24 protein-coding genes are annotated in these 25,509 nt (G+C 72.0%); 11 read left to right on the forward strand and 13 right to left on the reverse strand.

Annotated elements, in window-relative coordinates; translation table 11 throughout:
* Positions 1 to 5 precede the first annotated feature (5 nt).
* The 3 genes from IG99_RS34525 to IG99_RS34535 are packed head-to-tail and all read right to left on the reverse strand — an operon-like array spanning position 6 to position 3,645.
* Positions 6 to 1,733 carry an L-aspartate oxidase gene (locus IG99_RS34525; RefSeq protein WP_037681164.1) on the reverse strand — a complete coding sequence of 576 codons (1,728 nt, stop codon included), beginning with the start codon at positions 1,731 to 1,733 and terminating at the stop codon, positions 6 to 8.
* Positions 1,730 to 2,719, reverse strand: a complete 990-nt coding sequence (gene panC / locus IG99_RS34530) for a pantoate--beta-alanine ligase (RefSeq protein WP_037681167.1) — start codon at positions 2,717 to 2,719, stop codon at positions 1,730 to 1,732. Before panC ends, IG99_RS34525 begins: the two co-directional genes overlap by 4 nt.
* Entirely contained in the window at positions 2,716 to 3,645 is a 930-nt protein-coding gene (locus IG99_RS34535) for a Rossmann-like and DUF2520 domain-containing protein (protein ID WP_037681169.1), read from the reverse strand. The genes panC and IG99_RS34535 overlap by 4 nt, the downstream gene beginning before the upstream one ends.
* A gap of 193 nt (positions 3,646 to 3,838) precedes the next feature.
* Here IG99_RS34535 and IG99_RS34540 point away from each other — a divergent pair, with 193 nt between their 5' ends.
* Positions 3,839 to 5,074, forward strand: a complete 1,236-nt coding sequence (locus tag IG99_RS34540) for a threonine aldolase family protein (RefSeq protein ID WP_037681217.1) — start codon at positions 3,839 to 3,841, stop codon at positions 5,072 to 5,074.
* Positions 5,075 to 5,236: 162 nt separating this feature from the next.
* Here the strand turns inward: IG99_RS34540 and IG99_RS34545 are convergent, their stop codons facing one another.
* Positions 5,237 to 5,446 carry a hypothetical protein gene (locus IG99_RS34545; protein WP_037681171.1) on the reverse strand — a complete coding sequence of 70 codons (210 nt, stop codon included), beginning with the start codon at positions 5,444 to 5,446 and terminating at the stop codon, positions 5,237 to 5,239.
* Positions 5,447 to 5,595: 149 nt separating this feature from the next.
* Between IG99_RS34545 and IG99_RS34550 the strand changes: the two genes are divergently transcribed.
* A complete protein-coding gene (locus IG99_RS34550) occupies positions 5,596 to 6,702 on the forward strand; it encodes a DUF5937 family protein (protein ID WP_037681174.1) in 1,107 nt (368 codons plus the stop codon).
* 48 nt (positions 6,703 to 6,750) lie between these two features.
* On the opposite strand, the gene IG99_RS34555 is transcribed toward IG99_RS34550, so the two are convergent.
* Both IG99_RS34555 and IG99_RS34560 read right to left on the reverse strand, forming a co-directional pair.
* A complete protein-coding gene (locus IG99_RS34555; protein ID WP_037681177.1) occupies positions 6,751 to 7,422 on the reverse strand; it encodes a response regulator in 672 nt (223 codons plus the stop codon).
* Positions 7,423 to 7,522: 100 nt separating this feature from the next.
* On the reverse strand, positions 7,523 to 8,725 hold the full coding sequence (locus IG99_RS34560) for a sensor histidine kinase (protein WP_037681179.1): 1,203 nt from the start codon (positions 8,723 to 8,725) through the stop codon (positions 7,523 to 7,525).
* Between the two features lie 132 nt (positions 8,726 to 8,857).
* Between IG99_RS34560 and IG99_RS34565 the strand changes: the two genes are divergently transcribed.
* A complete protein-coding gene (locus IG99_RS34565; protein WP_037681181.1) occupies positions 8,858 to 9,868 on the forward strand; it encodes an SAM-dependent methyltransferase in 1,011 nt (336 codons plus the stop codon).
* Positions 9,869 to 9,883: 15 nt separating this feature from the next.
* Here IG99_RS34565 and IG99_RS34570 read toward each other — a convergent pair whose 3' ends face one another.
* Positions 9,884 to 11,035 (reverse strand): NADH-quinone oxidoreductase subunit D, encoded by a 1,152-nt coding sequence (locus tag IG99_RS34570; protein WP_037681183.1) that lies wholly within the window; start codon positions 11,033 to 11,035, stop codon positions 9,884 to 9,886.
* Between the two features lie 31 nt (positions 11,036 to 11,066).
* Here IG99_RS34570 and IG99_RS34575 point away from each other — a divergent pair, with 31 nt between their 5' ends.
* Both IG99_RS34575 and IG99_RS34580 read left to right on the forward strand, forming a co-directional pair.
* Positions 11,067 to 11,636 (forward strand): PH domain-containing protein, encoded by a 570-nt coding sequence (locus IG99_RS34575; RefSeq protein ID WP_037681184.1) that lies wholly within the window; start codon positions 11,067 to 11,069, stop codon positions 11,634 to 11,636.
* Positions 11,633 to 12,970 carry a PH domain-containing protein gene (locus IG99_RS34580; RefSeq protein ID WP_037681186.1) on the forward strand — a complete coding sequence of 446 codons (1,338 nt, stop codon included), beginning with the start codon at positions 11,633 to 11,635 and terminating at the stop codon, positions 12,968 to 12,970. The genes IG99_RS34575 and IG99_RS34580 overlap by 4 nt, the downstream gene beginning before the upstream one ends.
* A 52-nt stretch (positions 12,971 to 13,022) precedes the next feature.
* On the opposite strand, the gene IG99_RS34585 is transcribed toward IG99_RS34580, so the two are convergent.
* Entirely contained in the window at positions 13,023 to 14,438 is a 1,416-nt protein-coding gene (locus IG99_RS34585; RefSeq protein WP_051866230.1) for a coiled-coil domain-containing protein, read from the reverse strand.
* 130 nt (positions 14,439 to 14,568) lie between these two features.
* Positions 14,569 to 15,708 carry an alpha/beta hydrolase gene (locus IG99_RS34590; protein ID WP_037681188.1) on the reverse strand — a complete coding sequence of 380 codons (1,140 nt, stop codon included), beginning with the start codon at positions 15,706 to 15,708 and terminating at the stop codon, positions 14,569 to 14,571.
* A gap of 220 nt (positions 15,709 to 15,928) precedes the next feature.
* Between IG99_RS34590 and IG99_RS34595 the strand changes: the two genes are divergently transcribed.
* The 6 genes from IG99_RS34595 to IG99_RS34620 all read left to right on the forward strand — a co-directional run bounded on the left by IG99_RS34595 (position 15,929) and on the right by IG99_RS34620 (position 21,465).
* Positions 15,929 to 17,740, forward strand: a complete 1,812-nt coding sequence (locus tag IG99_RS34595; RefSeq protein WP_037681192.1) for a phosphatidylglycerol lysyltransferase domain-containing protein — start codon at positions 15,929 to 15,931, stop codon at positions 17,738 to 17,740.
* A 572-nt stretch (positions 17,741 to 18,312) separates the two neighbouring features.
* Positions 18,313 to 19,191, forward strand: a complete 879-nt coding sequence (gene folP, locus IG99_RS34600; protein ID WP_037681193.1) for a dihydropteroate synthase — start codon at positions 18,313 to 18,315, stop codon at positions 19,189 to 19,191.
* Complete coding sequence (locus IG99_RS34605) at positions 19,188 to 19,691, forward strand: nuclear transport factor 2 family protein (RefSeq protein ID WP_037681195.1); 504 nt, start codon at positions 19,188 to 19,190, stop codon at positions 19,689 to 19,691. The genes folP and IG99_RS34605 overlap by 4 nt, the downstream gene beginning before the upstream one ends.
* 263 nt (positions 19,692 to 19,954) lie before the next feature.
* Complete coding sequence (gene folB / locus IG99_RS34610) at positions 19,955 to 20,314, forward strand: dihydroneopterin aldolase (RefSeq protein WP_037681197.1); 360 nt, start codon at positions 19,955 to 19,957, stop codon at positions 20,312 to 20,314.
* Positions 20,311 to 20,922 (forward strand): 2-amino-4-hydroxy-6-hydroxymethyldihydropteridine diphosphokinase, encoded by a 612-nt coding sequence (gene folK / locus IG99_RS34615; RefSeq protein WP_037681199.1) that lies wholly within the window; start codon positions 20,311 to 20,313, stop codon positions 20,920 to 20,922. The genes folB and folK overlap by 4 nt, the downstream gene beginning before the upstream one ends.
* Positions 20,923 to 20,979: 57 nt before the next feature.
* Positions 20,980 to 21,465 carry a DUF3180 domain-containing protein gene (locus IG99_RS34620; RefSeq protein WP_037681201.1) on the forward strand — a complete coding sequence of 162 codons (486 nt, stop codon included), beginning with the start codon at positions 20,980 to 20,982 and terminating at the stop codon, positions 21,463 to 21,465.
* 13 nt (positions 21,466 to 21,478) lie between these two features.
* Here IG99_RS34620 and folE read toward each other — a convergent pair whose 3' ends face one another.
* The 4 genes from folE to IG99_RS34640 form a co-directional block, all read right to left on the reverse strand.
* Positions 21,479 to 22,084, reverse strand: a complete 606-nt coding sequence (folE, locus tag IG99_RS34625; RefSeq protein WP_037681203.1) for a GTP cyclohydrolase I FolE — start codon at positions 22,082 to 22,084, stop codon at positions 21,479 to 21,481.
* Positions 22,085 to 22,208: 124 nt separating this feature from the next.
* The gene (gene ftsH, locus IG99_RS34630; protein ID WP_037681204.1) at positions 22,209 to 24,248 is read right to left on the reverse strand and encodes an ATP-dependent zinc metalloprotease FtsH; all 2,040 of its coding nucleotides are present in this window, start codon (positions 24,246 to 24,248) and stop codon (positions 22,209 to 22,211) included.
* Positions 24,249 to 24,425: 177 nt separating this feature from the next.
* Positions 24,426 to 24,986 (reverse strand): hypoxanthine phosphoribosyltransferase, encoded by a 561-nt coding sequence (gene hpt / locus IG99_RS34635; protein ID WP_037681206.1) that lies wholly within the window; start codon positions 24,984 to 24,986, stop codon positions 24,426 to 24,428.
* Between the two features lie 73 nt (positions 24,987 to 25,059).
* Positions 25,060 to 25,509, reverse strand: a 450-nt coding sequence (locus IG99_RS34640) for a TilS substrate-binding domain-containing protein (protein ID WP_037681208.1), incomplete at its 5' end; no start/stop codon positions are given.

A 25,509-nucleotide genomic window follows, 5' to 3' on the forward strand; every position in this document is an offset into this window, starting at 1 on the left:
TTCTGTCACTGCTCCTGGGGACGCTGAGCCGGCTGCTGCCGGGTCGGGGGGAAGTCTGCGCTATCGGTGGTCTGTACGGCGAGTGTGCGGTCCGGATTCAGCCGTACGACGATGTGGCGGCGCCATGCCGCGTCGTCGCGTTCGGCGTGGTCCTCGCGCCAGTGGCAGCCGCGGGTCTCCTCGCGCAGCCGGGCGGCGGCGACCAGGACACGGGCCACGCACAGGAGGTTGGTGGACTCCCAGGTGTCGACGCCGGGCTCGGCGGTCTTGCCGTTCTCGGCGAGCGCGTCGCGGGCCTCGGTGTGCAGCCGCTGGAGTTGGTCGGCGGCCTTGTCGAGGGAGTCGGCGGAGCGCAGGACGCCCGCGCCCTCCGTCATGATCCGCTGGATCGCGAACCTGGCCTCCGCACCCAGCAGGGGGTGCGCCGGCTGTTCGGGCTGTGGAACGGGGGCGGGCACGCGGGCGTGCAGGCCGTTCTCGGCCCGGCCGTCGGCGATGTCGGCGGCGATGCGCTCGGCGTAGACCAGGCCCTCCAGAAGGGAGTTGGACGCGAGCCGGTTGGCGCCGTGGACGCCGGTGCAGGCCACCTCGCCGCACGCGTACAGGCCGGGAACGGTCGTCCGGCCGTGGTCGTCGGTGCGGACGCCGCCGGAGGCGTAGTGGGCGGCCGGGGCGATCGGGATGGGCTCGTGGACCGGGTCGATGCCGTGGGCACGGCAGGCGGCGAGGATCGTCGGGAAGCGGTGCTCCCACATGTCGGCGCCGAAGTGCCGGGCGTCGAGGAACATGTTCTCGGCGTCCTGCTCCAACATGCGGCGCGTGATGCCCTTGGCGACGATGTCCCGGGGGGCGAGTTCGGCGAGCTCGTGCTGTCCCACCATGAAGCGCACCCCGTCGGCGTCGACCAGGTGGGCGCCCTCGCCGCGCACCGCCTCGGAGACGAGGGGCTGCTGGCCCTCCGCATCAATACCGAGGAAGAGCACGGTGGGGTGGAACTGGACGAACTCCAGGTCGCTGACCTCCGCTCCCGCGCGCAGCGCGAGGGCCACGCCGTCGCCGGTGGAGACGGACGGGTTGGTGGTCGCGGAGAAGACCTGGCCCATGCCGCCGGTCGCGAGGACCACGTGGGGCGCGTGCACGGCTCCCACGCCGTCGTGCTGGCCCTCGCCCATGACGTGCAGGGTGACACCGGCCGTGCGGCCGTCGGCGTCCGTGAGGAGGTCCAGGACGAGCGCGTTCTCGATGGTGCGCAGTCCACGCGCGCGGACTGCCTCGACGAGGGCCCGGGAGATCTCCGCGCCGGTCGCGTCGCCGCCGGCGTGGGCGATGCGGCGGCGGTGGTGGCCGCCCTCGCGGGTGAGCTCCAGGTTCCCTTCGGAGGACTCGTCGAAGTGGGCGCCGGTCGCGATCAGCCGCCGTACGGCGTCGGGGCCCTCGGTGACCAGGAGGCGTACCGCGTCCGCGTCGCACAGGCCGGCGCCCGCCACGAGCGTGTCGTCGAGGTGCTGGTCCGGGGTGTCGCCCTCTCCGAGGGCCGCGGCGATGCCGCCCTGCGCCCAACGGGTGGAGCCGTCGTCGAGGCGTGCCTTGGTGACGACGACGGTGCGCAGGCCGGCGGCCTCGCAGCGCAGGGCCGCGGTCAGGCCGGCGACACCGGAGCCGACGACCACCACGTCCGCGGAGATGGACCACCCGGGGGCGGGCGCGTGCAGTCGTATGCCTGTGCTGGTCACGAGGCGGCTCCGAAGGTCAGCGGGATGTTGTCGATCAGCCGGGTCGTCCCGACCCGGGCGGCGACGGCGAGAACGGCCTCGCCGGTGAAGTCGTCCCCGATCTCCGTGAAGTCGGACGGGTCGACCAGGGCCAGGTAGTCGAGGACGAGCGGCGGGGAGAGGCGGGCGGCGTCGTCGAGGACCAGGCGTGCGGCCGCGCGGACGGCCGCGGGCCCGCCGGGGGCGGCCTTGGCGACGGCGTGGGCGTCGGCCGCCGCGCGGGACTCCCCCAGGGCACTGAGCGCCTCGGCACGCGCGTGCGTGGCGGGCACTTCGCGGGCCCGCGCGCGCAGCGCCTCCTGGGCGGCGTGCCGGTCGCGGCCCGCGAAGAGCGCGCCCGACAGGGCGAGCGCGGTGTGCCGCTCGTCGGGCGCGAGGTAGCGGTTGCGGCTGGACAGGGCCAGGCCGTCGTCCTCGCGCACGGTCGGTACGCCGACGATCTCGACGCCGAAGTTGAGGTCGCGGACCATGCGGCGGATCAGGGCGAGCTGCTGGGCGTCCTTCTGTCCGTACAGGGCGACGTCGGGGCGGGTGAGGTGCAGCAGTTTGGCGACGACGGTGAGCATGCCGTCGAAGTGGCCGGGGCGGGAGGAGCCCTCCAGGCGCTCCCCCATGGGCCCGGCGCTGACGCGGACCTGGGGCGCGCCGCCGGGGTAGACCTCGTCGGCGGACGGGGCGAACACGGCGTCCGCGCCCGCCTGTTCGGCGATCTTGAGGTCGGCCTCCAGGGTGCGCGGGTAGCGGTCGAGGTCCTCACCCTTGCCGAACTGCAGTGGGTTGACGAAGACGGTGACGACGACCTCGCCGTCCGGTCCGGCGATCTCCCGGGCGGTGCGGACGAGCGTGGCATGGCCCTCGTGGAGGGCGCCCATCGTCATCACCACGGCACGGCGACCGCTGCGCACGCGTGCGTGCAGTTCGTCGGCGGTGCTCAGCAGGGTCGTCATCCGGCTTCTCCCTCGGCGCCGTCGGTCCCGTTGGCGAGTACCCCGAGGAGGTCCTCAGCGAGCTCGGGCTTCAGCAGCCCGTGGGCGAGGGCCCGGTCGGCCGTCGCGCGGGCCATCGCCAGGTAGCCGGCGACGGCCTGCGGGGCGTGCCTGCGCAGCTCGGAGACGTGCGCGGCGACGGTGCCGGCGTCCCCGCGCGCGACGGGGCCGGTCAGGGCCGCGTCACCGGAGCGCAGCGCGTTGTCGAGCGCGGCGCCCAGCAGCGGGCCGAGCATCCGGTCGGGAGCGGCCACGCCGGCCGCGCGCAGCAGCTCCATGGACTGGGCGACCAGCGTCACCAGGTGGTTGGCGCCCAGGGCCAGCGCCGCGTGGTACAGCGGTCGGCTCTCCTCGGCGATCCACTCCGGTTCGCCGCCCATCTCGATGACGAGGGCCTCGGCGGCCAGCCGCAGCTCGTCCGGCGCGGTCACACCGAAGGAGCACCCGGCGAGACGCTGGACGTCGACCGGCGCGCCGGTGAAGGTCATCGCCGGGTGCAGGGCCAGCGGCAGCGCGCCCGCGCGCAGGGCGGGGTCCAGGACCTTCGCGCCGTACCGCCCGGAGGTGTGCACGAGCAGTTGTCCCGGCCGCACGGCCCCGGTCTCGGCGAGGCCCGACACCAGACCCGGGAGGGCGTCGTCGGGGACCGTCAGCAGCACCAGGTCGGCGCGCTCCAGCACCTCGGCGGGCGGTACGACCGCCACGCCGGGCAGCAGTTCCGAGGCCCGCCGCCGGGAGGTCTCGGAGACCGCGGAGACCGCGACCGGGCGGTGACCGGCGAGTTGGAGGGACGCGGCGAGCGCGGGGCCCACGCGGCCTGCGCCGACGACGCCCACGGTGAGCCGCGCGGGGCGGTCCTTGGGGTCTGGTTGTTGGACTGTACTCACGCGACCGTGACCTTCCCGTTCCAGTCCGCTCCGGGTACCGGACGATTTCTCGTCATGTTAACGCGATCGGTTCGAGGGGCCGATCGGTTGTCCACAGGCTGTGGGTAGTTCCACACGGAGCGGGCCCGTATGCGGGGTGGCGGGGAGGACGCGGCCGAGGGAAATACGGGTGACCGTTCCCGGGGGCCACGGCATGATCCCCGGCATGAGTGAGACGACGGAGCAGGTGGACGGCGGGACCGAGCAGCCCGCCGAAGAGGAGTGGCGCGCGGGGCACCGGGAGCGGCGCATCGGGGCCCACCAGCGCTCGAAGCGCACCCTCGCGCGCGCGGGCTGGCTCGGCACGCTCCGCGAACGCCTGGCGCTGCTGGAGCACGCCCCGGACGTCCATGACCTCGACGAACGGGCCGACATCTACGGCAACGGAGTCGTCGAGGCCCTGGAGGAGAAGGTCGCGGCACTGCTCGGCAAGGAAGCCGCCGCGTTCTTCCCGACGGGCACCATGGCCCAGCAGATCGCCCTGCGCTGCTGGGCGGGCCGCACCGGCAACCCGACCGTCGCCCTGCACCCGCTCGCCCACCCGGAGGTGTACGAGCGCCACGCCTTCAGCCAGGTCAGCGGGCTGCGTCCGGTCCACATCGGCGGCGAGTCACGGCAGCCCACCGCCGACGAGGTGCGTGACTTCGACGAGCCCTTCGGTGCGCTGATGCTCGAACTGCCCCTCAGGGACGCCGGTTTCGTGCTGCCCACCTGGGAAGAGCTCACCGAAGTCGTCGCGGCGGCCCATGAGCGGGACGCGGTGGTGCACTTCGACGGCGCGCGCCTGTGGGAGTCGACAGCGCACTTCGGCCGCCCCCTGGACGAGATCGCGGACCTCGCCGACAGCGTCTACGTGTCGTTCTACAAGTCCCTCGACGGCTACGGCGGCGCCGCCCTCGCCGGGCCGAAGACGCTGGTGGAGGAGGCGCGGGCGTGGCGGCACCGGTACGGCGGCATGGTGTTCCAGCAGTTCCCCACGGCGCTGGCGGCGCTCGTCGGGCTGGAGCGGGAGCTGCCCCGGCTGCCCGACTACGTGCGCCACGCGCGCGTGGTGGCCGCCGCGCTGCGCGAGGGCTTCGCGGCGGCCGGGCTGCCCTGGACGCGCGTGCACCCGGCCGAGCCGCACACGTTCGAGTTCCAGGTCTGGCTGCCGTACGACGCCCGTACCGTCTCGGAGGCCGCGATCCGCACGGCCGAGGAGACGGGGACCACGCTCTTCGGCAACGCCTGGGAGGCGCGGTTCCCCGGCATGGCCTGGACCGAGGTCGGCATACGCGCCTCCGGCCTGGAGTGGACGGCCGACGACGTGAAGGCGGCGGTCGCGGAGTTCGTCTCCCGGCTGACCGAGGAGGCCGGCCGGGAGAGCGCGGCCGACGAGATCGGCCGATAGAACGCTGTGAGGAGGCCCTTTGCGGGTCAACATCCGTGGAACGCTGCCGAGGAGGCCGGCCCGTGGAACGCGGCCGAGGAGGCCGGCCCGTAGAACGCGGCCAGGAGGTCAGCCCGTAGAACGCGGCCGAGGAGGCCGGCCCGTGGAACGCGGCCGAGGAGGTCAGCCCGTGGAGCGCGGCCGAAGCCGGCGGCCCAGGGCCCGGCGGAGCCGGCCGTGGGCCGGGCGCCCGGCGAGGACCGCCTGGAACCGGCGGCGGTCACGCAGTTCGCGCACGACCTGCCAGTCGTTCGCGCCGGGCGCGGGCGGCGTCGGCTCGCCGAGCTGCCGGGCCCGGTAGGTGTCGAGGAAGTACTGCTGGGTGATGGTCATGACGGATCGCCTTCTCGGGACGTGGTGTTCGGGCTCCGCGGCTGCCCCGGTGCTCCCACGGTGCGCCGATCCCGACGGTGGCGTCGCGCCGATTGACGGGCGCCGTCAATCGGCGGGGCGCTGTCAGTGGTGGGGTGCACCATGTGGACATGAGCGTGGACATCGACATCGCGGGGCTGCGGCCGGAGAGGGTCGCCGTCGTCCCCTCGCCCCTGGCCGAGCTCGGCATGGCGCTGCACGCGCTGTCCGAGCCGGGGCACCATCCGGGCCTGCAGGGCTGGGTTACCAGCGTGACCGCCGGGCTCGACCCGCACCTGGCGGACCGCATGTGCGAGGCGGACTTCCTGTGGCGGACGACGTTCTCGGACCTCTTCGTGCCGTGCGCCGGCATCGCCGGCGGGAGCGCGCTCCCGGGTGCCGGCCTGGCCGAGGAACTCGACCTGCTGGACAAGCTGACGGACGAGCAGTTCGTGGACGCGGCCCTGGAGTTCACCTGCGCCGTGCCCTACCACTCCCAGCGGCTGGGGGCGCTCACCAACCCCGAGGCGCAGCGGCTGGCGCTGGAGCTGGCCGCCACCCGCGGACCGCGCCAGGTGCGGTTCAGCCAGCGGCTGCTGGACGACCCGCCCCGCATACGGGCCTGGCTGCGGCAGTTCCTGGAGGACTGCGACCAGGCGTTCTTCGCCGGGACCTGGTCCCGCCTGCGCCACCAGCTCGCGGCGGACGCCCGGCACAAGACCGACCTGCTGCGGCGCAAGGGGCTGGGTGAGGCGCTGGCGTCGGTGTCCCCGGTCGTCACCCTCGACGAGGCCGCCGCGCGGATCACGGTCGACAAGCTGGCCGGCGGCCGTACGGCGACCGGCGACGGCGGCCTGCTGCTCATCCCGACGAGCCTGGGCTGGCCGCACCTGAGCGTCCTGTACCGGTACGGCTGGCAGCCTGTGCTGCACTACCCGATGGGGTCGCCGGAGCTCGCCGCGCCGCCGTCGGTCGAGCAGCTCACCCTGCGGCTGACCGCCCTGTCGCACCCCGTCCGCATGCGCATCTGCCGCAACCTGGCCCGCAGCGCCTACTCCACCAGCGAGCTGGCCCAGGTGCACGGCATGACCGCCCCCGAGATATCCCGCCACCTCGCCGTCCTGAAGAAGGCCGGCCTGGTCACCACCCGTCGACGCGGCCGGTACGTCCTGCACCAGCTGGACGTGGCCGTGGTGGCCCGGCTGGGCGGCGACTTCCTGGAGGGGGTCCTCAGGTAGGGGCCCCGGCAGTCGGTCCTCGGGCCGGGGCCGTTCGAGCCCGTCCGATCAGCCGTGGCCGCCGGCCCGTACGAGCCCGGTCTCGTACGCGAGCACCACCACCTGCACCCGGTCCCGCAGCCCCAGCTTGGTCAGGATCCGGCCCACGTGGGTCTTCACGGTCGCCTCGGACAGTACGAGACGGGCCGCGATCTCCCCGTTGGACAGGCCCTGGGCGACCAGGACCATGACCTCGCGCTCGCGCTCGGTGAGCCGCTCCAGCTCCTTGTGCCGGGGCTCCCCGCCGGTGGCGGGCAGCATCGGCGCGAACCGGTCGAGGAGACGGCGCGTGGTGGACGGGGCCACCACGGCGTCGCCGCTGTGCACGGAACGGATGGCGGCGAGGAGTTCGCCGGGCGGCACGTCCTTGAGCATGAAGCCGGAGGCACCCGCCTTGAGCCCGGAGAAGGCGTACTCGTCGAGGTCGAAGGTGGTCAGGATCAGTACCTTCGGCGGCTCCGGATCGGAGCAGATCCGGCGGGTCGTCTCCACGCCGTCGAGCTTCGGCATGCGGACGTCCATCAGCACCACGTCGACGGCGGTCGAGCTCAGCACCTGGAGGGCCTCGACGCCGTCGCCCGCCTCCGCGACGACCTCCATGTCCGGCTGGGCGGCGAGCACCATCCGGAACCCGGTGCGCAGCAGCACCTGGTCGTCGACGAGCATCACGCGGATCGTCATCGGGCCTCTTCCATCTGGGTGTCCTGGGTTTCCGTGCGTCTCTGTCAGCAGGTGGTGACAGAGGGGGTCTGACAGGTGTCAACAGGGGGCGTGCGTGGTGTCAGTGCGCGGGTTTCAGCGGGAGCAGGGCACTGATGCGGAATCCTCCGCCCGGGCGGGGGCCCGCGTCCAGGGTGCCGCCGACCATGCCGACCCGTTCCCGCATGCCGATCAGGCCGTGGCCCCGGCCGTCGGCGCCGCCCTCCTCGTACAGCTCGTGCGGGGCGCCCTTGCCGTCGTCCTCGACGAGCAGGCCGAGGCCGTCGTCGAAGTAGACCAGGCGCACGCTCGCACCCGCGTTCGGCCCGCCGTGCTTGCGCGTGTTGGTGAGCGCCTCCTGGACGATGCGGTACGCGGTGAGTTCGACGCCGCTGGGCAGCGGGCGCGGGGTGCCCTCGATCCTGAAGTCGACCGGGAGGCCGGAGGTGCGGCACTGCTCGACCAGGTCGTCGATCTGCTCGACGTCGGGCTGCGGAACGTACTCGCCGCCCTCCTGGTGCTCGCCGGTGCGCAGCACGCCCAGCAGGCGGCGCATCTCGGCGAGGGCCTGGCGGCCGGTGGAGGAGATCGTCTCCAGCGCCTTCTTCGCCTGGTCGGGCGCGGCGTCGAGGACGTAGGCGGCGCCGTCGGCCTGCACGACCATCACGGAGACGTTGTGCGCGACGACGTCGTGCAGCTCGCGTGCGATCCGGGCGCGTTCGGCGGCGACCGCGACCTTCGCCTGCGCCTCGCGCTCCTTCTCGAGCCGGGCGGCGCGCTCCTCCAGCTGCGCGAAGTAGGCGCGGCGGGTGCGGATCGAGTCGCCGAGCACCCAGGCGAGGGCGAACGGCACGGTCGTGAAGACGACCTCCGCGAAATTGCCGAGGGGACCGGTGTGCTCGTTCGGCCAGCGCATGTGCGCCAGGGCGGCCGCGCACAGACCCACGGCCAGCGCGAGCCGGGAGGCCCAGCGTGCGCCGGTCGCGGCCACGGTGTAGACGATCACCAGCATGGCGAAGTCGGCGGCGCCGGTCGCGACGTCCAGCATCAGTTGCGCCGCTCCGACCGCGATCGTCAGCAGCAGCATCTTCTCCGGCATGCGCCGGCGCAACGCGATCACCAGGCACAACAGGACGACGATCGGCCCGACGGCCGCCGGGGAGTCGGTGCCCACGGCTTCCTGACGGGCGTTCTCGCCGACCAGCGAGACCCCGAGCAGGAAGACCGCCCAGAAGCAGTCGACCCAGGTCGGGTGGCGTCGGAGGAAGTCATAGAGGCGCTGCACGTAACCCAGCGTAGGGAAGGCCGGTGAGTGCCGGGGTCAACCGGAGGACCGATCCGTACCCGGCGGGCGTACTCCCCAAGGTGGAGTTTTGTTGATTGCGTGCCCTCGGACGACAGGCCCTAGCCTTGCCCGGTGGGCACGGGAGCGACCGGTGAGTGGCGTGGGTGGCGGACGGCGACGGAGGCCGCCCTGTACGGGCCGGGCGGTTTCTACCGCAGGTCCGAGGGGCCGGCCGGGCACTTCCGTACGTCCGTGCACGCGTCCGCGCTGTTCGCGGGGGCCGTGGCGCGGCTGCTGGGCCGCGTCGACGACGCCCTCGGCCGGCCCGCGACCCTCGACTTCGTCGACATGGCGGCGGGGCGGGGCGAGTTGGCCACCGGGGTCCTGGCCGCGCTGCCGACCGACGTGCAGGCCCGCACGCGCGCGTACGCCGTCGAGGTCGCCGACCGTCCCGACGGTCTCGATCACCGGATCGAGTGGCTGACCGAGCCCCCGCGCGGGATCACGGGCCTGCTGTTCGCCAATGAGTGGCTGGACAACGTGCCGGTGGAGGTCGCCGAGGTCGACCCGGCGGGCGAGGCGCGCCTGGTGCTCGTACGGGACGACGGGCAGGAGCGGCTCGGGGAGCCGGTCGGCGGTGCCGGGGCGCGGTGGCTGGAACGGTGGTGGCCGCTGCCGCCCGAGGAAGGGCTGCGCGCCGAGATCGGCGCGCCCAGGGACGAGGCGTGGGCCTCGGCGGTCGCCGCCGTCGAACGGGGCCTGGCGGTCGCCGTCGACTACGCGCACACGGTGGGGACGCGTCCGCTGTGCGGGACGCTCACCGGCTTCCGCGAGGGGCGGGAGACGGCGCCCGTGCCGGACGGGTCGTGCGACATCACGGCGCACGTCGCGCTGGACGCGTGCGCACTCCCCGGCGCGCACCTGGTCCCGCAACGCGAGGCGCTGCGCGCCCTGGGCATCACCGGCGCACGCCCTCCGCTCGCGCTCGCCTCCACCGATCCCGTGGCCTATGTACGCGCCCTCGCGAGCGCCGGAGAGGCCGCCGAACTCACCGCGGCGGGCGGACTGGGCGACTTCGGGTGGCTCCTCCAGCCGGTCGGCATTCCGGACCCGCTCGCCACCGCGGTGCGATCTCCGGTGTGATCTTCGATGTGATCTCTACTTGTCGATGTCCCCGACCACGAAGAACATCGACCCCAGGATCGCCACCATGTCCGCGACGAGCGTGCCCGGCAGCAGTTCGGTGAGGACCTGGATGTTGTTGTAGGAGGCCGAGCGCAGCTTCAGCCGGTACGGGGTCTTCTCCCCCTTGCTGACCAGGTAGTAGCCGTTGATGCCGAGCGGGTTCTCGGTCCACGCGTACGTGTGCCCCTCGGGAGCCTTGAGGACCTTCGGCAGCCGCTGGTTGATCGGCCCGGGCGGGAGGTCCGCGAGCCGGTCGAGGCAGGCGTCCGCGAGGTCGAGGGCGTTGTGCGTCTGCTCCAGCAGGATCTCGAAGCGGGCCAGGCAGTCGCCCTCGGTCCGGGTGACCACCTTCAAGGTGTCCTGAAGCTCCCCGTAGGCGAGGTAGGGCTCGTCACGGCGCAGGTCGAAGTCGACGCCCGAGGCGCGGGCGATGGGGCCGCTCACGCCGTACGCGTGCACGGCCTCGGGTGTGAGGGTGCCGACGTCGCGCGTGCGCCCGCGGAAGATCTCGTTGCCTAGGACCAGGTCGTCGAAGACGTCCATGCGGGAGCGCACGGCGGCGACGGCGTCACGCGCGCGTGCGGCCCATCCGGACGGCAGGTCCTCCTTGAGGCCGCCGACGCGGTTGAACATGTAGTGCATGCGTCCGCCGGAGACCTCCTCCATCACGTTCTGGAGCACCTCGCGCTCGCGGAACGCGTAGAAGACCGGCGTGATGCCGCCGAGTTCCAGCGGATACGACCCCAGGAACATCAGGTGGTTCAGCACCCGGTTCAGCTCCGCGAGGAGCGTGCGCGTCCAGACCGCGCGCGGGGGAACCTCCATGCCGAGCATGCGCTCCACGCCGAGGACCACACCGAGCTCGTTCGAGAAGGCCGACAGCCAGTCGTGGCGGTTGGCGAGCATGATGATCTGGCGGTAGTCGCGCGCCTCGAAGAGCTTCTCCGCACCGCGGTGCATGTAGCCGATCACCGGCTCCGCGCGCTTGATGCGCTCGCCGTCGAGCACGAGCCGCAGTCGCAGCACGCCGTGCGTGGACGGATGCTGGGGCCCGATGTTGAGCACCATGTCGGTGCTCTCCGCGGCACCGCCGATCCCGACCGTGGTCTCCGTCGTAGGAGTCATGGACACAGTCTCCCCTACGTACGCTGGCGGTATGGAGACGGGGAGCCCGCGCGACGCGGGACCGGGGGAGACGGCGGGGGCGACGGGCGGGGCGGGGGCGGCCGAGGGGACGGGGACCGGGCCGGTGTCGGCCGGGGCCGAACCGGCGTGGACCGGACTGCCACCGCGGTTGTTGCGGATGCGGCGGCTGTTGCTGGTGGTGTGGCTGGGGGCGGCGGCCCTCGCGACGGGCCTGCTGCTCGGGCTGCTCGCCGCGCCCGCGTGGGCGGCGTTCGCGCTGCTGCCGCTGCCCCTGATGGCCTGGGGCTGGGTGCTGCTGGGCCGCAACTGGCGCTCCTGGCGGTACGCGGAACGCGCCGACGACCTGCTCATCAGCCGGGGCGTGCTGTGGCGCGAGGAGACCGTGGTGCCGTACGGGCGGATGCAGTTGGTGGAGGTCACCTCGGGTCCCGTCGAGCGGCATTTCGGGCTGGCCAGCGTGCAGCTGCACACCGCGGCCGCGGCGACCGACGCGACCATCCCGGGCCTCGACCCGGCGGAGGCGGAACGGCTGCGCGACCGGCTCACGGAGCTCGGCGAGGCCCGATCGGCGGGGCTGTGACCACGCCGGGTGTCGAGGACGCCGTAGAGCCGGCCGGGGCGGTGTCCGAGCGGCGGCTGCATCCCGTGACGCCGCTCAGACGGGCCTGGGCGCCCGTCGCCGTGGTCATCGGATGGGCCCTGCACGACCCGGACCAGACACAGCGCCAGCTGACCCGGGTGACCACCGCCACGCTGCTGATCGCCCTCGCGGTGATCGTCCCGGCGGCCGCCCTGTACGGCTTTCTGACCTGGTGGTTCACCCACTTCGCGGTGACGGACGCGGAACTGCGCATACGGACCGGCCTGCTGTTCCGGCGCACCGCGCACATCCGGCTCGAACGCATCCAGGCGATCGACGTCACCCAGCCGCTGCTCGCGCGGGTCGCGGGCGTCGCCAAGCTCAGGCTCGACGTCGTCGGTACCGACAAGAAGGACGAGCTCGCCTTCCTGGGCGAGGGCGAGGCCCGGGCCCTGCGGGCCGAACTGCTCGCGCGGGCGGCCGGTTTCGCGCCCGAGACCGCCCACGAGGTCGGTGAGGCGCCGTCCCGTCAGCTGCTGCGAGTCCCCACGCGCGACCTCGCGATCTCGCTCGTGCTGACCGGCGCGACCTGGGGCACGCTGGCCGCCTCGCTCGTCGTACCGCCGCTGCTGTGGTTCGCCACCCACAGCGTGTGGTCGGTCCTCGCGACCGCCGTGCCGCTGCTCGGCGCGGCGGGCGCGAGCAGCGTGGGGCGCTTCGTCGGGGAGTACGACTGGACGGTGGGCGAGTCCCCGGACGGGCTGCGGATCGACCACGGGCTCCTGGACCGCACGCACGAGACGGTGCCGCCGGGACGGGTGCAGACCGTACGGCTCGTGCAGCCGCTGCTGTGGCGGCGGCGCGACTGGGTGCGGGTGGAGCTGGATGTCGCGGGCTCGTCCAACTCGGTGCTGGTGCCGGTCGCCCCGCGCGAGGTCGCCGAGGCGGTCGTCGCGCGGGTGCTGCCCGGGGTGACCGTGCCGACGCCGGTGTCGCTCGCCCGTCCGCCGCGGCGGGCCGGGCGGTGCGTGCCGCTGTGGTGGCGGGGCTACGGGACCGCCGTCACCGACGCGGTGTTCGCGACCCGGCACGGGCTGCTGCGACGGAGTCTGGCACTGGTGCCACACGCGAAGGTACAGAGCGTACGACTGTCGCAGGGGCCCTGGCAGCGGCTGTGGGGCCTCGCCGACGTGCACGTGGACACCGGCGCCGACAAGACCGTGACGGCCCGACTGAGGGACGCCCAGGAGGCCGCGGAGCTGCTGCGGGGGCAGGGCGAGAGGTCACGGACGGGGCGCAGGGACGCGCGGCCGGACCGGTGGATGGTCTCGTAGCGAACACGGCGAAGGGCGGCTTCCCTGCCGGAAGCCGCCCCCTGCCGGTGCCTCAGGAGACCGCGCTGCGCAGTCGCTGGACGTCGATCTGTTCCGTCTCGTCGTGCGCCGTCAGGTCGATCACCTGGCCGATGCGCCGGGACTCCTCGTCCGCCTGCTTGAACTCCGCCTCGGCGTCGGCCTTGTGGAGCGCGAGGGCCTCCTGGCCGACGACATCGGCGAGGTCCTCGTTCTGGACGGCCTCCAGCGCGGCGGACGCCGAGGACGCCTTCGTACCGAAGAAGTCGAACCCGCCCTCGACCGCGGCACGCCGTACGGGCGTCGTCGGTACGACGGCCACCGCGGTCGGCACGGTGTAGTGACCCGAGGGCCGCTGCGTGGCGGCCGGCGCCGCGGGGGCGGCGGCCTCCTCGGCGACCGGAGCGGGTGCCTCCTCCGTGTCCGCGGCCTCGGTGGGTGTGGCGGCCGCGCGCGTGTGCCCGTCGACCGCCACGAACTGCCCCCGCGCCTCGTCCTCCTGCGCGGCCTCCGTCTCGCCCGGGGCGTCGGCGGACGCGGTCCGCGCGGCGGGGGTCTTCGTGAGCTCCGCCTCGGCGGAGTCCTCGTCCTTGGGGGCGGTGGCGCGGTCGAGGCGGCTGAGGGCCTCGGCGGCGCGCAGGAACAGCTTGGAGCCCTCCCGGGAGAAGACCGTCGGAGCGGTCGGAGCGACCGTTGCGCCAGGCGCGTCCGCGGCGGCCTCCGTGCCGGGGACGGCTTCGGCCGCCTCGGCAGCGGCCTCGGTGCTCTCCGCCTTCTCGTCCAGCTCCTCGTCGGCCTTCTCGTCGGCCTTCCCCTCGGCCATCTCGCCGGGCTTCTCGCCGGGCTTCCCCTCGGCCATCTCGCCGGGCTTCTCGCCGAGTTTCTCCTCGACCTTCTCGGCGATCTTTTCGGCAACCTTCTCGGCGAGCTTCTCGTCGACCTGGTCGTCCGCCTTCTCGGCGCCCGAGGGCAGCGCGCGTGCCGTCGCCGGGGCCCCGCTCTCTATCTCGAGCAGGCGGCGGCCCTCCAGGGCGCTCGCGCGCTCGGTCTCGGCCGTGGCGTACCGCCGCAGCAGGGCCGCGTGCTCGTTGCGCAGCCCGGCCAGCTCGCCCCGCTTGGCGCGCAGCCGCTGTTCGAGTTTGACGCGCAGCTCGCGCGACTCCTCGAGGTCGGTCTCCAGTTCGGCGACGCGTTCCTCGAAGCGCCACTCGTCACTCGCACGCGCGCGCGTGAGGTCGGCGACCTGCTTGCCGGCCTGAGCGTCCCAGCGGCGCATGACGACCGCGCCGAGCACGGCCGTCGCGGCGGCGGCCGCGGCCAGACCGCGCAACACCACCGGCTCCGTGAACACCCAGGGGGCTACGGCGCAGACGACGGAGACGCCTGCGATCGCCGAGGGGGGCAACAACCTGTGCAGAGGTGGGGAATGGCGGTGACGTCCACGTGGCATGGCCAGAAACTTACCGCGCGTAGGCGAATGATGGTGCCCCGCCCCGTAAAAACACAGCCATACCGATGCCTTCACACCACATCAGGAATCGCGTCTTCCGGGTACCGTCAGGTAACCCCCCTCGGTGAATTCAAGATCGATTTCCGTGGCCGTCGAGGCGCCCGCTGATCCACTCAAGCGTCGCGGGTATCTCCCGACGCCAGGTGTTGAAGTTGTGGCCACCGCTGTCGAGGATGATCGACGAGATCCTGGTCAGACCCTTGGCCTTCACCCCGTCTATGAACCGCAAGGTGGCCTTGTAGTTGGATTCTCCGACCTTGCTGCTGGTGACGAGCAGTGAGGTGTCCGGCGCGGGCATGTGCTTCAGGTACCACCACAGGTCCGCGCGGTTGCGCAGCCCCTTGTCACCCTGGAAGAGGTCGCCCGTCGTCGCGTCGATCGGCGCCTTGTAGTACGGGGACAGGCCCGCGCCGGCCGCGAACACGTCCGGGTGGTGCATGGCGAGCTTGAGCGCGCAGTAACCGCCCGTCGAATCACCGATGATGCCCCAGCTGCCGGGTTTTCTGCCCACTCTGTAGTGGGCCGTCACGGCTTCCGGCAGGTCTTTGGCGAAGAAGGTCTCCGTCTGCGGCCCCCGCGGAATGTCCACGCACTCGGTGTCCCTCGGCGGCGCCACCGTCGGCCGCAGCATCACCAGGATCATCGGCTGCATACGGCCGTCCTTCGCCAGCCGCTGGGCCGTGCGCGGGAAGTGCAGCTTTTCCACCAGCGCCTTGGCCGTCCCGGGATAACCGGTGAGGACGACGGCCGCCGGGAACGTGCGCGTGCGGTACCTCGGCTGGAAGTACTCCGGCGGCAGATACACGTACGCGCGCGTGGCTATGCGAGAAGTCCGGCCGGCTATGTCGACCTCCTGGACCTGTCCGCCGGTGTGCGGCCGCACACCGGCCGCCCCCTCCACGCGCCGGGCCTCCAGGACCTGAAGCGGCCCGCCCGAACGGCCGCCCGTCGCGTGGTCGACCACCACCCCCTGGTCGGTCTCCTGCCCGAACAGGTCCGCCCAGCTGGCGTAGAAACCGAAGGCCTGGTTGGCGGCGAGCCCCACCGAGGCGAACAGCGCCATCTGGATGGCGAGCAGCAGACCGACCCGCCCGCTGACCGCCCGCCAGTTCCGCCGCGACAGCCGTGGCCACAGCCACACCGTGCCGACGAACAGCAGCACAGCCGCCAGAACCGCCAGTACCAGCACTTTCTTACTCGTGAGACCCATGGGGTGCTGCCCGCACCTTTCCGCCCGGAACCGCACTCCTTCGCAAGGACTTGTTCCGGGCTTTCCTTCGCCTTTGAAGCGACTTTGAAGAGGAGAGTGAACCTCTCTCCCCAAGACACCGTCCTAGAGGGCGCAATGTCGCCGGATGCCCGAATCGGGTCCGGATCCAAGGTCTCTCGCAGAACTACAGGATGCGATGTCTGTCACGGAAGATGGGGAAATGTCGGGCGGGGTTCCGAACCGATCAAGTCGGCTGCGCCATATGTTCCGGGGGCCACGCCCGGAGGCCGTTCCCGTCCTCGTCGGCAGAGCCTGCGCCATCGTGGGCCTGCTGGACGTCGCCGCGGGCGTCTTCCCGCGGTTCCGGCACAGCCGTATGCACACGCTGGCCGAGGTGCTGCCCGGCGCGATGGGCCCGTTCGCGGCCGCGCTCTCCCTGAGCGCCGGCGTCCTGCTCCTGCTGCTCGCGCACGGCCTCAAACGCGGCAAGCGACGAGCTTGGCGTGCCGCGGTCGCCCTGCTGCCGGCGGGCGCCGTGGCCCAGTTCACGTACCGGCACTCGCTCGTGGGCGCGGTGATCTCACTCGCCCTGCTGGCGCCGCTGCTACTGCACCGGGACCAGTTCACGGCCCTGCCCGATCCGCGCAGCCGCTGGCGCGCGCTCGCCAACTTCATCCTCATGGGCGCCGGTTCCCTCGCACTGGGTCTCGTCATCGTCAGCGTCCACTCCGAGCGCATCGTCGGCGACCCGAGCCTGGCCGATCGCATTACGCACGTCCTGTACGGCCTCTTCGGCTTCGAGGGCCCGGTCGACTACGAGGGCAACACCTCCTGGACGGTCGCCTTCTCCCTCGGCGCCCTCGGCCTGCTCACCGCGGTCACCACCATCTACCTGGCCTTCCGCCCCGAGCACCCCGCCGCCCGTCTCACCGAGGAGGACGAGGCCCGGCTGCGCGCCCTGCTCGACAAGCACGGCGGCCGCGACTCCCTCGGCCACTTCGCGCTGCGTCGCGACAAGGCCGTCGTCTTCTCCCCCAGCGGCAAGGCCGCCGTCACCTACCGCGTCGTCTCCGGCGTGATGCTCGCCAGCGGCGACCCCATCGGCGACGTCGAGGCCTGGCCGGGCGCCATCGAACGCTTCATGGACGAGGCCAAGGCACACTCCTGGACCCCCGCCGTCATGGGCTGCTCCGAGACCGGCGGCGAGGTCTGGACCCGTGAGACCGGCCTCGACGCCCTCGAACTGGGCGACGAGGCGGTGGTGGACGTCGCGGATTTCTCGCTCGCCGGCCGCGCGATGCGCAACGTGCGCCAGATGGTCAAGCGCATCGAGCGCGCCGGTTACGAGACCCGGGTCCGACGTATCCGTGACCTCGGCGAGGCCGAGCTGGAGCGGATCCGGCAGGCCGCGGAGGACTGGCGCGGCACGGACACCGAGCGCGGGTTCTCCATGGCGCTGGGCCGCATCGGCGACCCCACGGACGGCGACTGCCTGATCGCCACCGCCCACAAGGCCGACGAGGTCCCCGGCGAGTACGGCGACCTCAAGGCGATCCTGCACTTCGTCCCCTGGGGCACCGACGGCGCCTCCCTGGACCTCATGCGCCGCGACCGCGCGGCCGACCCCGGCATGAACGAACTCCTGATCGTGGCCGCGCTCCAGGCGGCACCGCGCTTCGGCATCACACGCGTGTCCCTCAACTTCGCGATGTTCCGCTCCGCCCTGGCACGCGGCGAGAAGATCGGTGCCGGGCCGGTGCTGCGCGCCTGGCGCGGGCTGCTGGTGTTCCTCTCGCGCTGGTTCCAGATCGAGTCGCTCTACAAGTTCAACGCCAAGTTCCAGCCGCGCTGGGAACCCCGGTTCGTCGTCTACCGCGCCTCCGGCGACCTGCCCCGCATCGGCTTCGCCGCCATGCAGGCCGAGGGCTTCGTCGACCTCGCCCTCGCGATGCCGCGCTTCCTGCGCCGCCGCAAGGCCACCGCACGCGCGTGTGCCCACGACGTCGCGGAACGGAGCGTCCGCGCGGCATGAGACCGGGGCCCCGCCGCGACGGGCCGCCGTGGCGTGACGCGGGGCCCGGGCGGGACGCGCCGCTGAACCGCGGGGCGGATCCCGGACAGGTGCGGGCCGCGGCATGAGGCCGGGGCCGGCGCACGCTCACAGCGTGGCCGCCACGGTGTGAACCCGAGGCCCGGGCGGGGCGCGCCGTGGGACCACGGGGCCGGGTCCCCGACAGCTGCGGCGCGGAACGTTCCGCGGGCCCGCGTCGGGGCGAACACCACGGCACACGCGCGGCCCGGCTGGTGCGAACACCACGGCACACGCGCGGCCCGGCTGGTGCGAACACCACGGCACACGCGCGGCACGACCTGCGCCCGGCGGTGCCAACACCGCCGAACGACCTGCGCGGCCCGGCGGCACCAACACCGCCGAACGACCTGCGGCCCCGTGGCACCAACACCGCCGAACGACCTGCGGCCCGGCGGTGCCAACACCGCCGCACGACCTGCGGCCCCGTGGCACCAACACCGCCGCACCTCGCGGGGCCCGGGCGGGGCGGGCCGCGCGGCGTCGCGGCCCCCTGCTGGGCCTACGCTGAACGTATGAGCAAGCAGAGCGGACGCGGGCGCGTCGCGGGGCTTCCGGAGTGGGACCGCTGCGCGGTCATGGGAGTCGTGAACGTCACCCCCGATTCCTTCTCCGACGGCGGCCGCTGGTTCGACACGACGGCCGCCGTCAAGCACGGCCTCGAACTCGTCACCGAGGGCGCGGACCTCGTCGACGTCGGCGGCGAATCCACCCGCCCCGGCGCCACCCGCGTCGACGAGGACGAGGAACTGCGACGCGTCGTCCCCGTGGTCCGCGGCCTCGCCTCAGAAGGTGTCCTCGTCTCCGTCGACACCATGCGCGCCTCCGTCGCCGAACAGGCCCTCGCCGCGGGCGCCGCCCTCGTCAACGACGTCAGCGGCGGCCTCGCCGACCCCGCGATGATCCCGGTCGTCGCCCGGGCCGGCGCCCCCTTCGTCGTCATGCACTGGCGCGGCTTCCTCCAGGGCGGCAGCGCCAAGGGCGTGTACGGCGACGTCGTCACCGAAGTCCTCGACGAACTCCACGCGCGTGTACGGGCCGTTCTGGACGGTGGCGTCTCCCCCGACCGGATCGTCGTAGACCCCGGCCTCGGTTTCTCCAAGGAGGCCGAGCACGACCTGGTCCTCCTCGCCCACCTCGACCGACTGCGCGACCTGGGGCACCCCCTGCTGGTCGCCGCGTCCCGCAAGCGGTTCCTCGGCCGCGTCCTCGCCGGCCCCGAGGGCGCGCCGCCGCCCGCGCGCGAGCGCGACGCGGCAACGGCCGCCGTCTCCGCGCTCGCCGCGCACGCCGGCGCGTGGGCGGTGCGGGTGCACGAGGTGCGCGCGACGGCGGACGCGGTGCGGGTCACGCGCGCGGTGGAAGGAGCGCGCCTGGGGGAAGAGGCCCGGTGAGCGCCCCTCACACCGATGTCGAGCAGGTGGAAGCCGCCAACACCGCCTTCTACGAGGCCATGGAGCGGGGCGACTTCGAAGAGGTGTCCTCCCTCTGGCTCACCCCCTCCGACCTGGGCGTCGACGAGGAGTACCACGACCCGGCGGACACCGGCGTGATCTCCTGCGTGCACCCCGGCTGGCCGGTGCTCACCGGCCGCCGCGAGGTCCTCCGGTCGTACGCGCTGATCATGGCGAACACCGACTACATCCAGTTCTTCCTCACCGACGTGCATGTCTCCGTCACCGGCGACACCGCCCTGGTGACCTGCACGGAGAACATCCTCAGCGGCGGTCCGGCGCCCGAGGGCGGCGAGGAACTCGGCCCGCTGGTGGGCCAGCTGGTGGTCGCCACGAACGTGTTCCGCCGCACCCCCGACGGCTGGAAACTGTGGTCGCACCACGCCTCCCCGGTACTGGCCGAAACCGATGAGTCCGAGGACGACGACACCCCCGCCTGACGGGGTAGGCGAACCGCGGGGAAGGGCCCGGCGGAACCAAGAAGTGGTTGGAATCACGGGCCCTGGGGTAGAAGCGGCTACCAGCCCGTGAGCCGCCGGGTTCTCCAGGGGAAACACGCGATGAACCCTCGGTTGCCCGGCGCAGACCCCGTGCCCCCGCGGCCGGGTCCTGTCCGTGCTCGCGGGTAGATTCGTTCGTGGCCGGGATGCCGCCCCCACACGGTACGGACCGGCCGTCACCGACGATTGCAGGAGTGATTCGCGTGGATCGTGTCGCGCTGCGCGGCCTCAAGGCCCGCGGGCACCACGGCGTGTTCCCCGAGGAGCGCGAGGAGGGCCAGACCTTCGTCGTGGACCTCGTCCTCCGCCTGGACACCCGCCCGGCCGCGGCCGACGACGACCTGGCGAAGACCGTGCACTACGGCATCGTGGCGGAGGAGGTCGTGGCCGTCGTCGAAGGCGAGCCCGTCAACCTCATCGAGACGCTCGCCGAGCGCATCGCCCAGGCCTGTCTGAAGCACGAGGGGGTCCAGGAGGTCGAGGTCTGCGTCCACAAACCGGACGCGCCGATCACCGTCCCCTTCGACGACGTGACCGTCACCATCACCCGGAGCCGCACATGACCGCGTCCCTCACCGAGGGTCACAGCGACCCGACCGTACAACCGGTACCCGCCTCCGTCGTGCAGCAGGTGGACGCCGCTGACACGACCCTCTCCAACCCGAAACTCGCCGTGCTCTCCCTCGGCTCGAACCTCGGCAACCGCCTGGAGACCCTCCAGGGGGCCGTGGACGCCCTGGAGGACACCCCGGGCGTGCGGATCAAGCTCGTCTCCCCCGTGTACGAGACGGAGCCGTGGGGCGTCGAGCCCGGCAGTCAGCCGTCGTACTTCAACGCGGTGATCGTTCTGAAGACCACCCTGCCCCCGTCCTCCCTCCTGGAGCGGGCCCACGCCGTCGAGGAGGCCTTCCACCGGGTCCGCGAGGAGCGCTGGGGCGCCCGCACGCTCGACGTCGACATCGTCGCCTACGCCGATGTCGTCTCCGACGACCCGCACCTCACCCTCCCCCACCCGCGCGCCCACGAGCGCGCCTTCGTCCTCGCCCCCTGGCACGACGTGGATCCCGGCGCCCAGCTGCCCGGCCGCGGCCCCGTCGCCGACCTTCTCGACGCCGTCACCCGGGACGGCGTGGCCCCGCGCAAGGACCTGGAACTCCGGCTGCCCGAGTAGTCGTTAAGGTCAAGACGGCAACCGTCCGGAAGACCCGGCGGAACGTGAAGGGACACCGTGAGAGAGCTGCGCATCCGGGTGCTGGTCGGCGTCTTCGTCGTCGCAGGAGTTCTGTCGTGGGCGGGCGCCCGCCTCTGGAACGCGGTCGGGACGCTCCCCAGCGTCCCCCTGGCCGCCCCGATCGTCCTCGCCGTGATCGCGGTGATCCTGCTGGCCACGGCTCTCTCCCTGCGCGCCCGCCTCAAGGCCCAGCGCGAACGCCGCCCCGAGGCGAAGGGCGTCGACCCCCTCATGGCGGCCCGCGCGGTCGTCTTCGGCCAGGCCAGCGCCCTGGTCGCCGCCCTCGTCGCGGGCATGTACGGCGGCACGGGCGTCTTCCTCCTGGAGTCCCTCGACATCCCCGCCCGCCGCGACCAGGCCATCTACGCCGGCTTCTCCGTCGTCGCCGGCATCGGAGTCATAGCGGCCGGCATCTTCCTCGAACGAGTCTGCCGACTGCCGGAGGACGACGACCACAACAAGGGAGCTGCGTCGGCCGCCTAGGTGTGCCGACCTCCTAGCGCGCCATGATCAGACTCATCGCCTCGTTACGGGTGGCGGAGTCACGCAGCTGACCACGCACCGCCGACGTAATGGTCTTGGCCCCCGGCTTGCGGACACCCCGCATCGACATGCACATGTGCTCGCACTCGACGACGACGATCACACCGCGCGGCTCCAGGATCTCCATCAGCGAGTCGGCGATCTGCGTGGTGAGGCGTTCCTGGACCTGCGGCCGACGGGCGTAGACGTCCACGAGCCGGGCCAGCTTCGACAGCCCCGTGATCTTGCCGTCGGCGGACGGGATGTACCCGACATGGGCCACCCCGACGAACGGCACCAGATGATGTTCACAGGAACTCAGCACTTCGATGTCCTTCACGAGGACCATCTCGTCGTGGCCGAGGTCGAACGTCGTCGTCAGCACGTCCTCGGGCTTCTGCCACAGCCCCGCGAATATCTCCCGGTACGCCCGCGCCACCCGGCCCGGCGTCTCCTTCAGGCCCTCGCGGTCCGGGTCTTCACCGACCGCGATCAGGAGCTCGCGGATGGCGTTCTCGGCTCGCTTCTCGTCGAACTCGCCGACGGTTCCCTCGCCATCCAGCGTCACGGGGTCGGTCATTGGTGCCTCGTTCCTGTGCGGGTCGCGCGTGTGGGCCACGCGCCTCATCTGCGGACATACGGAAATGCCGCGCCCCCCAGGCTAGAACCTGGGGGGCGCGGCATTCATTCCGGGCCGGGGAGCGTCAGCTCTCGGGGCGATCCTCCGGGGCCGGCTCCGTCACCGGGGCCGACTCCGTGGCCGTCGTCTTGGCCGTGCTGATCGCCGGGGTGGCACCGTTGGCCCCGTTCGTCAGTGCGAGCTCCTTCGGGGAGAGCACCGGCGGGCGGGTGGACGGCGTGCGCCGCGAGGAGCCGGTCCATGCGGGCCGTGCCGGGCGCTTGACGATCTGGGAGAAGACCTCGGCGATCTCCTCCTTGCCGAGCGTCTCCTTCTCGAGCAGCGCCAGGACGAGGTTGTCGAGGACGTCACGGTTCTCGACCAGGATCTCCCAGGCCTCGTTGTGCGCGTTCTCGATGAGCTTCTTGACCTCTTCGTCGACCAGCGCGGCGACCTCTTCCGAGTAGTCGCGCTGGTGAGCCATCTCACGTCCGAGGAAGGGCTCGGTGTTGTCGCCGCCGAACTTGATCGCACCCAGGCGCTCGGTCATGCCGTACTGCGTGACCATCGCGCGGGCCGTCGCCGTGGCCTTCTCGATGTCGTTCGCCGCACCCGTGGTCGGGTCGTGGAAGACGAGCTCCTCCGCCGCGCGGCCGCCCAGCATGTAGGCCAGCTGGTCCAGCATCTCGTTGCGGGTGGTGGAGTACTTGTCCTCGTCCGGGAGCACCATCGTGTAGCCGAGGGCACGGCCTCTCGACAGGATCGTGATCTTGTGGACCGGATCGGAGTTCGGTGAGGCCGCCGCGACCAGGGCGTGTCCGCCCTCGTGGTACGCGGTGATCTTCTTCTCCTTGTCCGACATGATCCGGGTCCGCTTCTGCGGACCGGCGACCACGCGGTCGATCGCCTCGTCGAGCATGTGGTTGTCGATGAGCTTCTTGTCGCTGCGGGCCGTGAGCAGCGCGGCCTCGTTGAGGACGTTGCTCAGGTCGGCACCGGTGAAGCCCGGCGTACGGCGGGCGACCGCCGTGAGGTCGACATCCGGCGCGACCGGCTTGCCCTTCTGGTGAACCTTGAGGATCTCCAGACGGCCCTGCAGGTCCGGCGGGTCGACCGCGATCTGGCGGTCGAACCGTCCGGGACGCAGCAGCGCCGGGTCGAGGATGTCCGGGCGGTTCGTGGCGGCGATGAGAATCACACCGCCCTTGACGTCGAAGCCGTCCATCTCGACGAGCAGCTGGTTCAGCGTCTGCTCGCGCTCGTCGTGACCACCGCCGAGGCCGGCGCCGCGGTGGCGGCCGACCGCGTCGATCTCGTCGACGAAGACGATCGCCGGGGCGTTCGCCTTGGCCTGCTCGAACAGGTCACGGACCCGGGAGGCACCGACACCGACGAACATCTCGACGAAGTCGGAACCGGAGATCGAATAGAAGGGGACTCCGGCCTCACCGGCGACGGCACGCGCGAGGAGCGTCTTGCCGGTACCGGGACGGCCGTAGAGGAGCACGCCCTTGGGGATCTTGGCGCCGACGGCCTGGAACTTCGCCGGCTCCTGGAGGAATTCCTTGATCTCCTGGAGCTCCTCGACCGCCTCGTCACAGCCCGCGACGTCGGAGAACGTCGTCTTCGGCGTGTCCTTGGTGATGAGCTTCGCCTTGGACTTGCCGAAGTTCATGACCCTGGAGCCGCCGCCCTGCATCTGATTCATCAGGAACAGGAACACGACGACGATGAGGACGAAGGGGAGCAGGGAGAGCAGGATCCCCACGAAGGGGTTCTGCTTGGACGGCGAAACCGTGTAGCCGTCCGAGATCTGCTTGTCCTGGTATTTGGTCTGCAGCGTGTTGGCGATGGTCACGCCCTGGTCGCCGATGTAGCTCGCCTGGATCTTCGAGCTGCCCTCGACCTTTACGCCGTCCTTGAGCTGGACCTTGATGGTCTGCTCGTCGCCGGTGGTCAGTTTGGCCGACTCGACCTTGTTGTCATTGATCGCCTGGACGACCTGGCCGGTGTCCACCGTCTTGTAGCCGCCGGACGAGCCGACGACCTGCATCAACACGACCACGGCAAGGACGGCCAGCACGATCCACATGACCGGCCCACGGAAGTATCGCTTCACGTCCATCCATACGGAGCGGTGCCGCCCCGTCCCTCCTGCCATAGTGAGTTTGATAAGACAGTTCTTCTGACGGTACCCCAGCATTGTCGCCCGAAGCCGCACAGGACCGCTGGCGTTGCCGTCTCTGCATGCTCCAACGGCGCGAAACCCGCTGGGGTTCCCGATCGTCTTACGGAGTCGGCCTCAGCCGCCGTAGACGTGAGGCGCGAGCGTACCCACGAACGGGAGATTGCGGTACTTCTCCGCGTAGTCGAGGCCGTAGCCGACGACGAACTCGTTCGGGATGTCGAAGCCGACCCACTCGACGTCGATGGCGACCTTGGCGGCCTCGGGCTTGCGCAGCAGCGTGCACACCTTGAGGGAGGCTGGCTCGCGCGAGCCGAGGTTCGACAGCAGCCACGACAGGGTCAGGCCGGAGTCGATGATGTCCTCGACGATGAGGACGTGCTTGCCCTTGATGTCGGTGTCGAGGTCCTTGAGGATCCGCACGACGCCCGATGACTGGGTGCCCGCACCGTAGGAGGACACGGCCATCCAGTCCATCGTGACGGGGGTGGACAGCGCCCGGGCGAGGTCCGCCATGACCATGACCGCGCCCTTGAGGACGCCGACGATCAGCAGGTCCTTGCCCGCGTACTCCGCGTCGATCTTCGCGGCCAGCTCCGCCAGCTTGGCGTCGATCTCTTCCTTGGTGATGAGTACCTGCTTGAGGTCGGCACCCATGTCTTTCGCGTCCACCCGCATCACTTTCGGTCGTCCCACCGGCCGCCCGGGACCGTCCGTGGCCCGCGCCCGCGGGCCGGTGGGAGGTCCGGTTTCAGCCTTGCCGAATCACCAGTCTGCCACCCTGCCGCTGTGCGACGACTTTGCCGGGGAGGTTGATGGCTCCCTGACCGCGCCAGCCGGTGATCAGCCGGTCGACTTCCTCGATGTGCCGGGCGAACAGCGAACCGGCCGGGGCGCCCGCCTCGATGGCGGCACGGCGCAGGATGCGGCGGCGCACGGCGGGCGGCAGGGCGTACAGCTTGGCGCACTCCAGGAGGCCGGCGGTGTCCCGTACGGACGCCTCGGCCTGCCGGGCCCAGGTGTCGAGGGCGTCGGCGTCGTCACGGGAGAGCTGGGCCGTACGGGCGAGGGCCTCGACGACGCCCTTGCCGAGCGCCTTCTCCAGGGCGGGCAGGCCCTCGTGGCGCAGCCGGGACCGGGTGTAGGCCGGGTCGGCGTTGTGGGGGTCGTCCCAGACGGGCAGGGACTGGACCAGGCAGGC

The sequence above is a fragment of the Streptomyces griseus subsp. griseus genome (genome assembly GCF_000720255.1).
Lineage (GTDB): Bacteria > Actinomycetota > Actinomycetes > Streptomycetales > Streptomycetaceae > Streptomyces > Streptomyces griseus_I.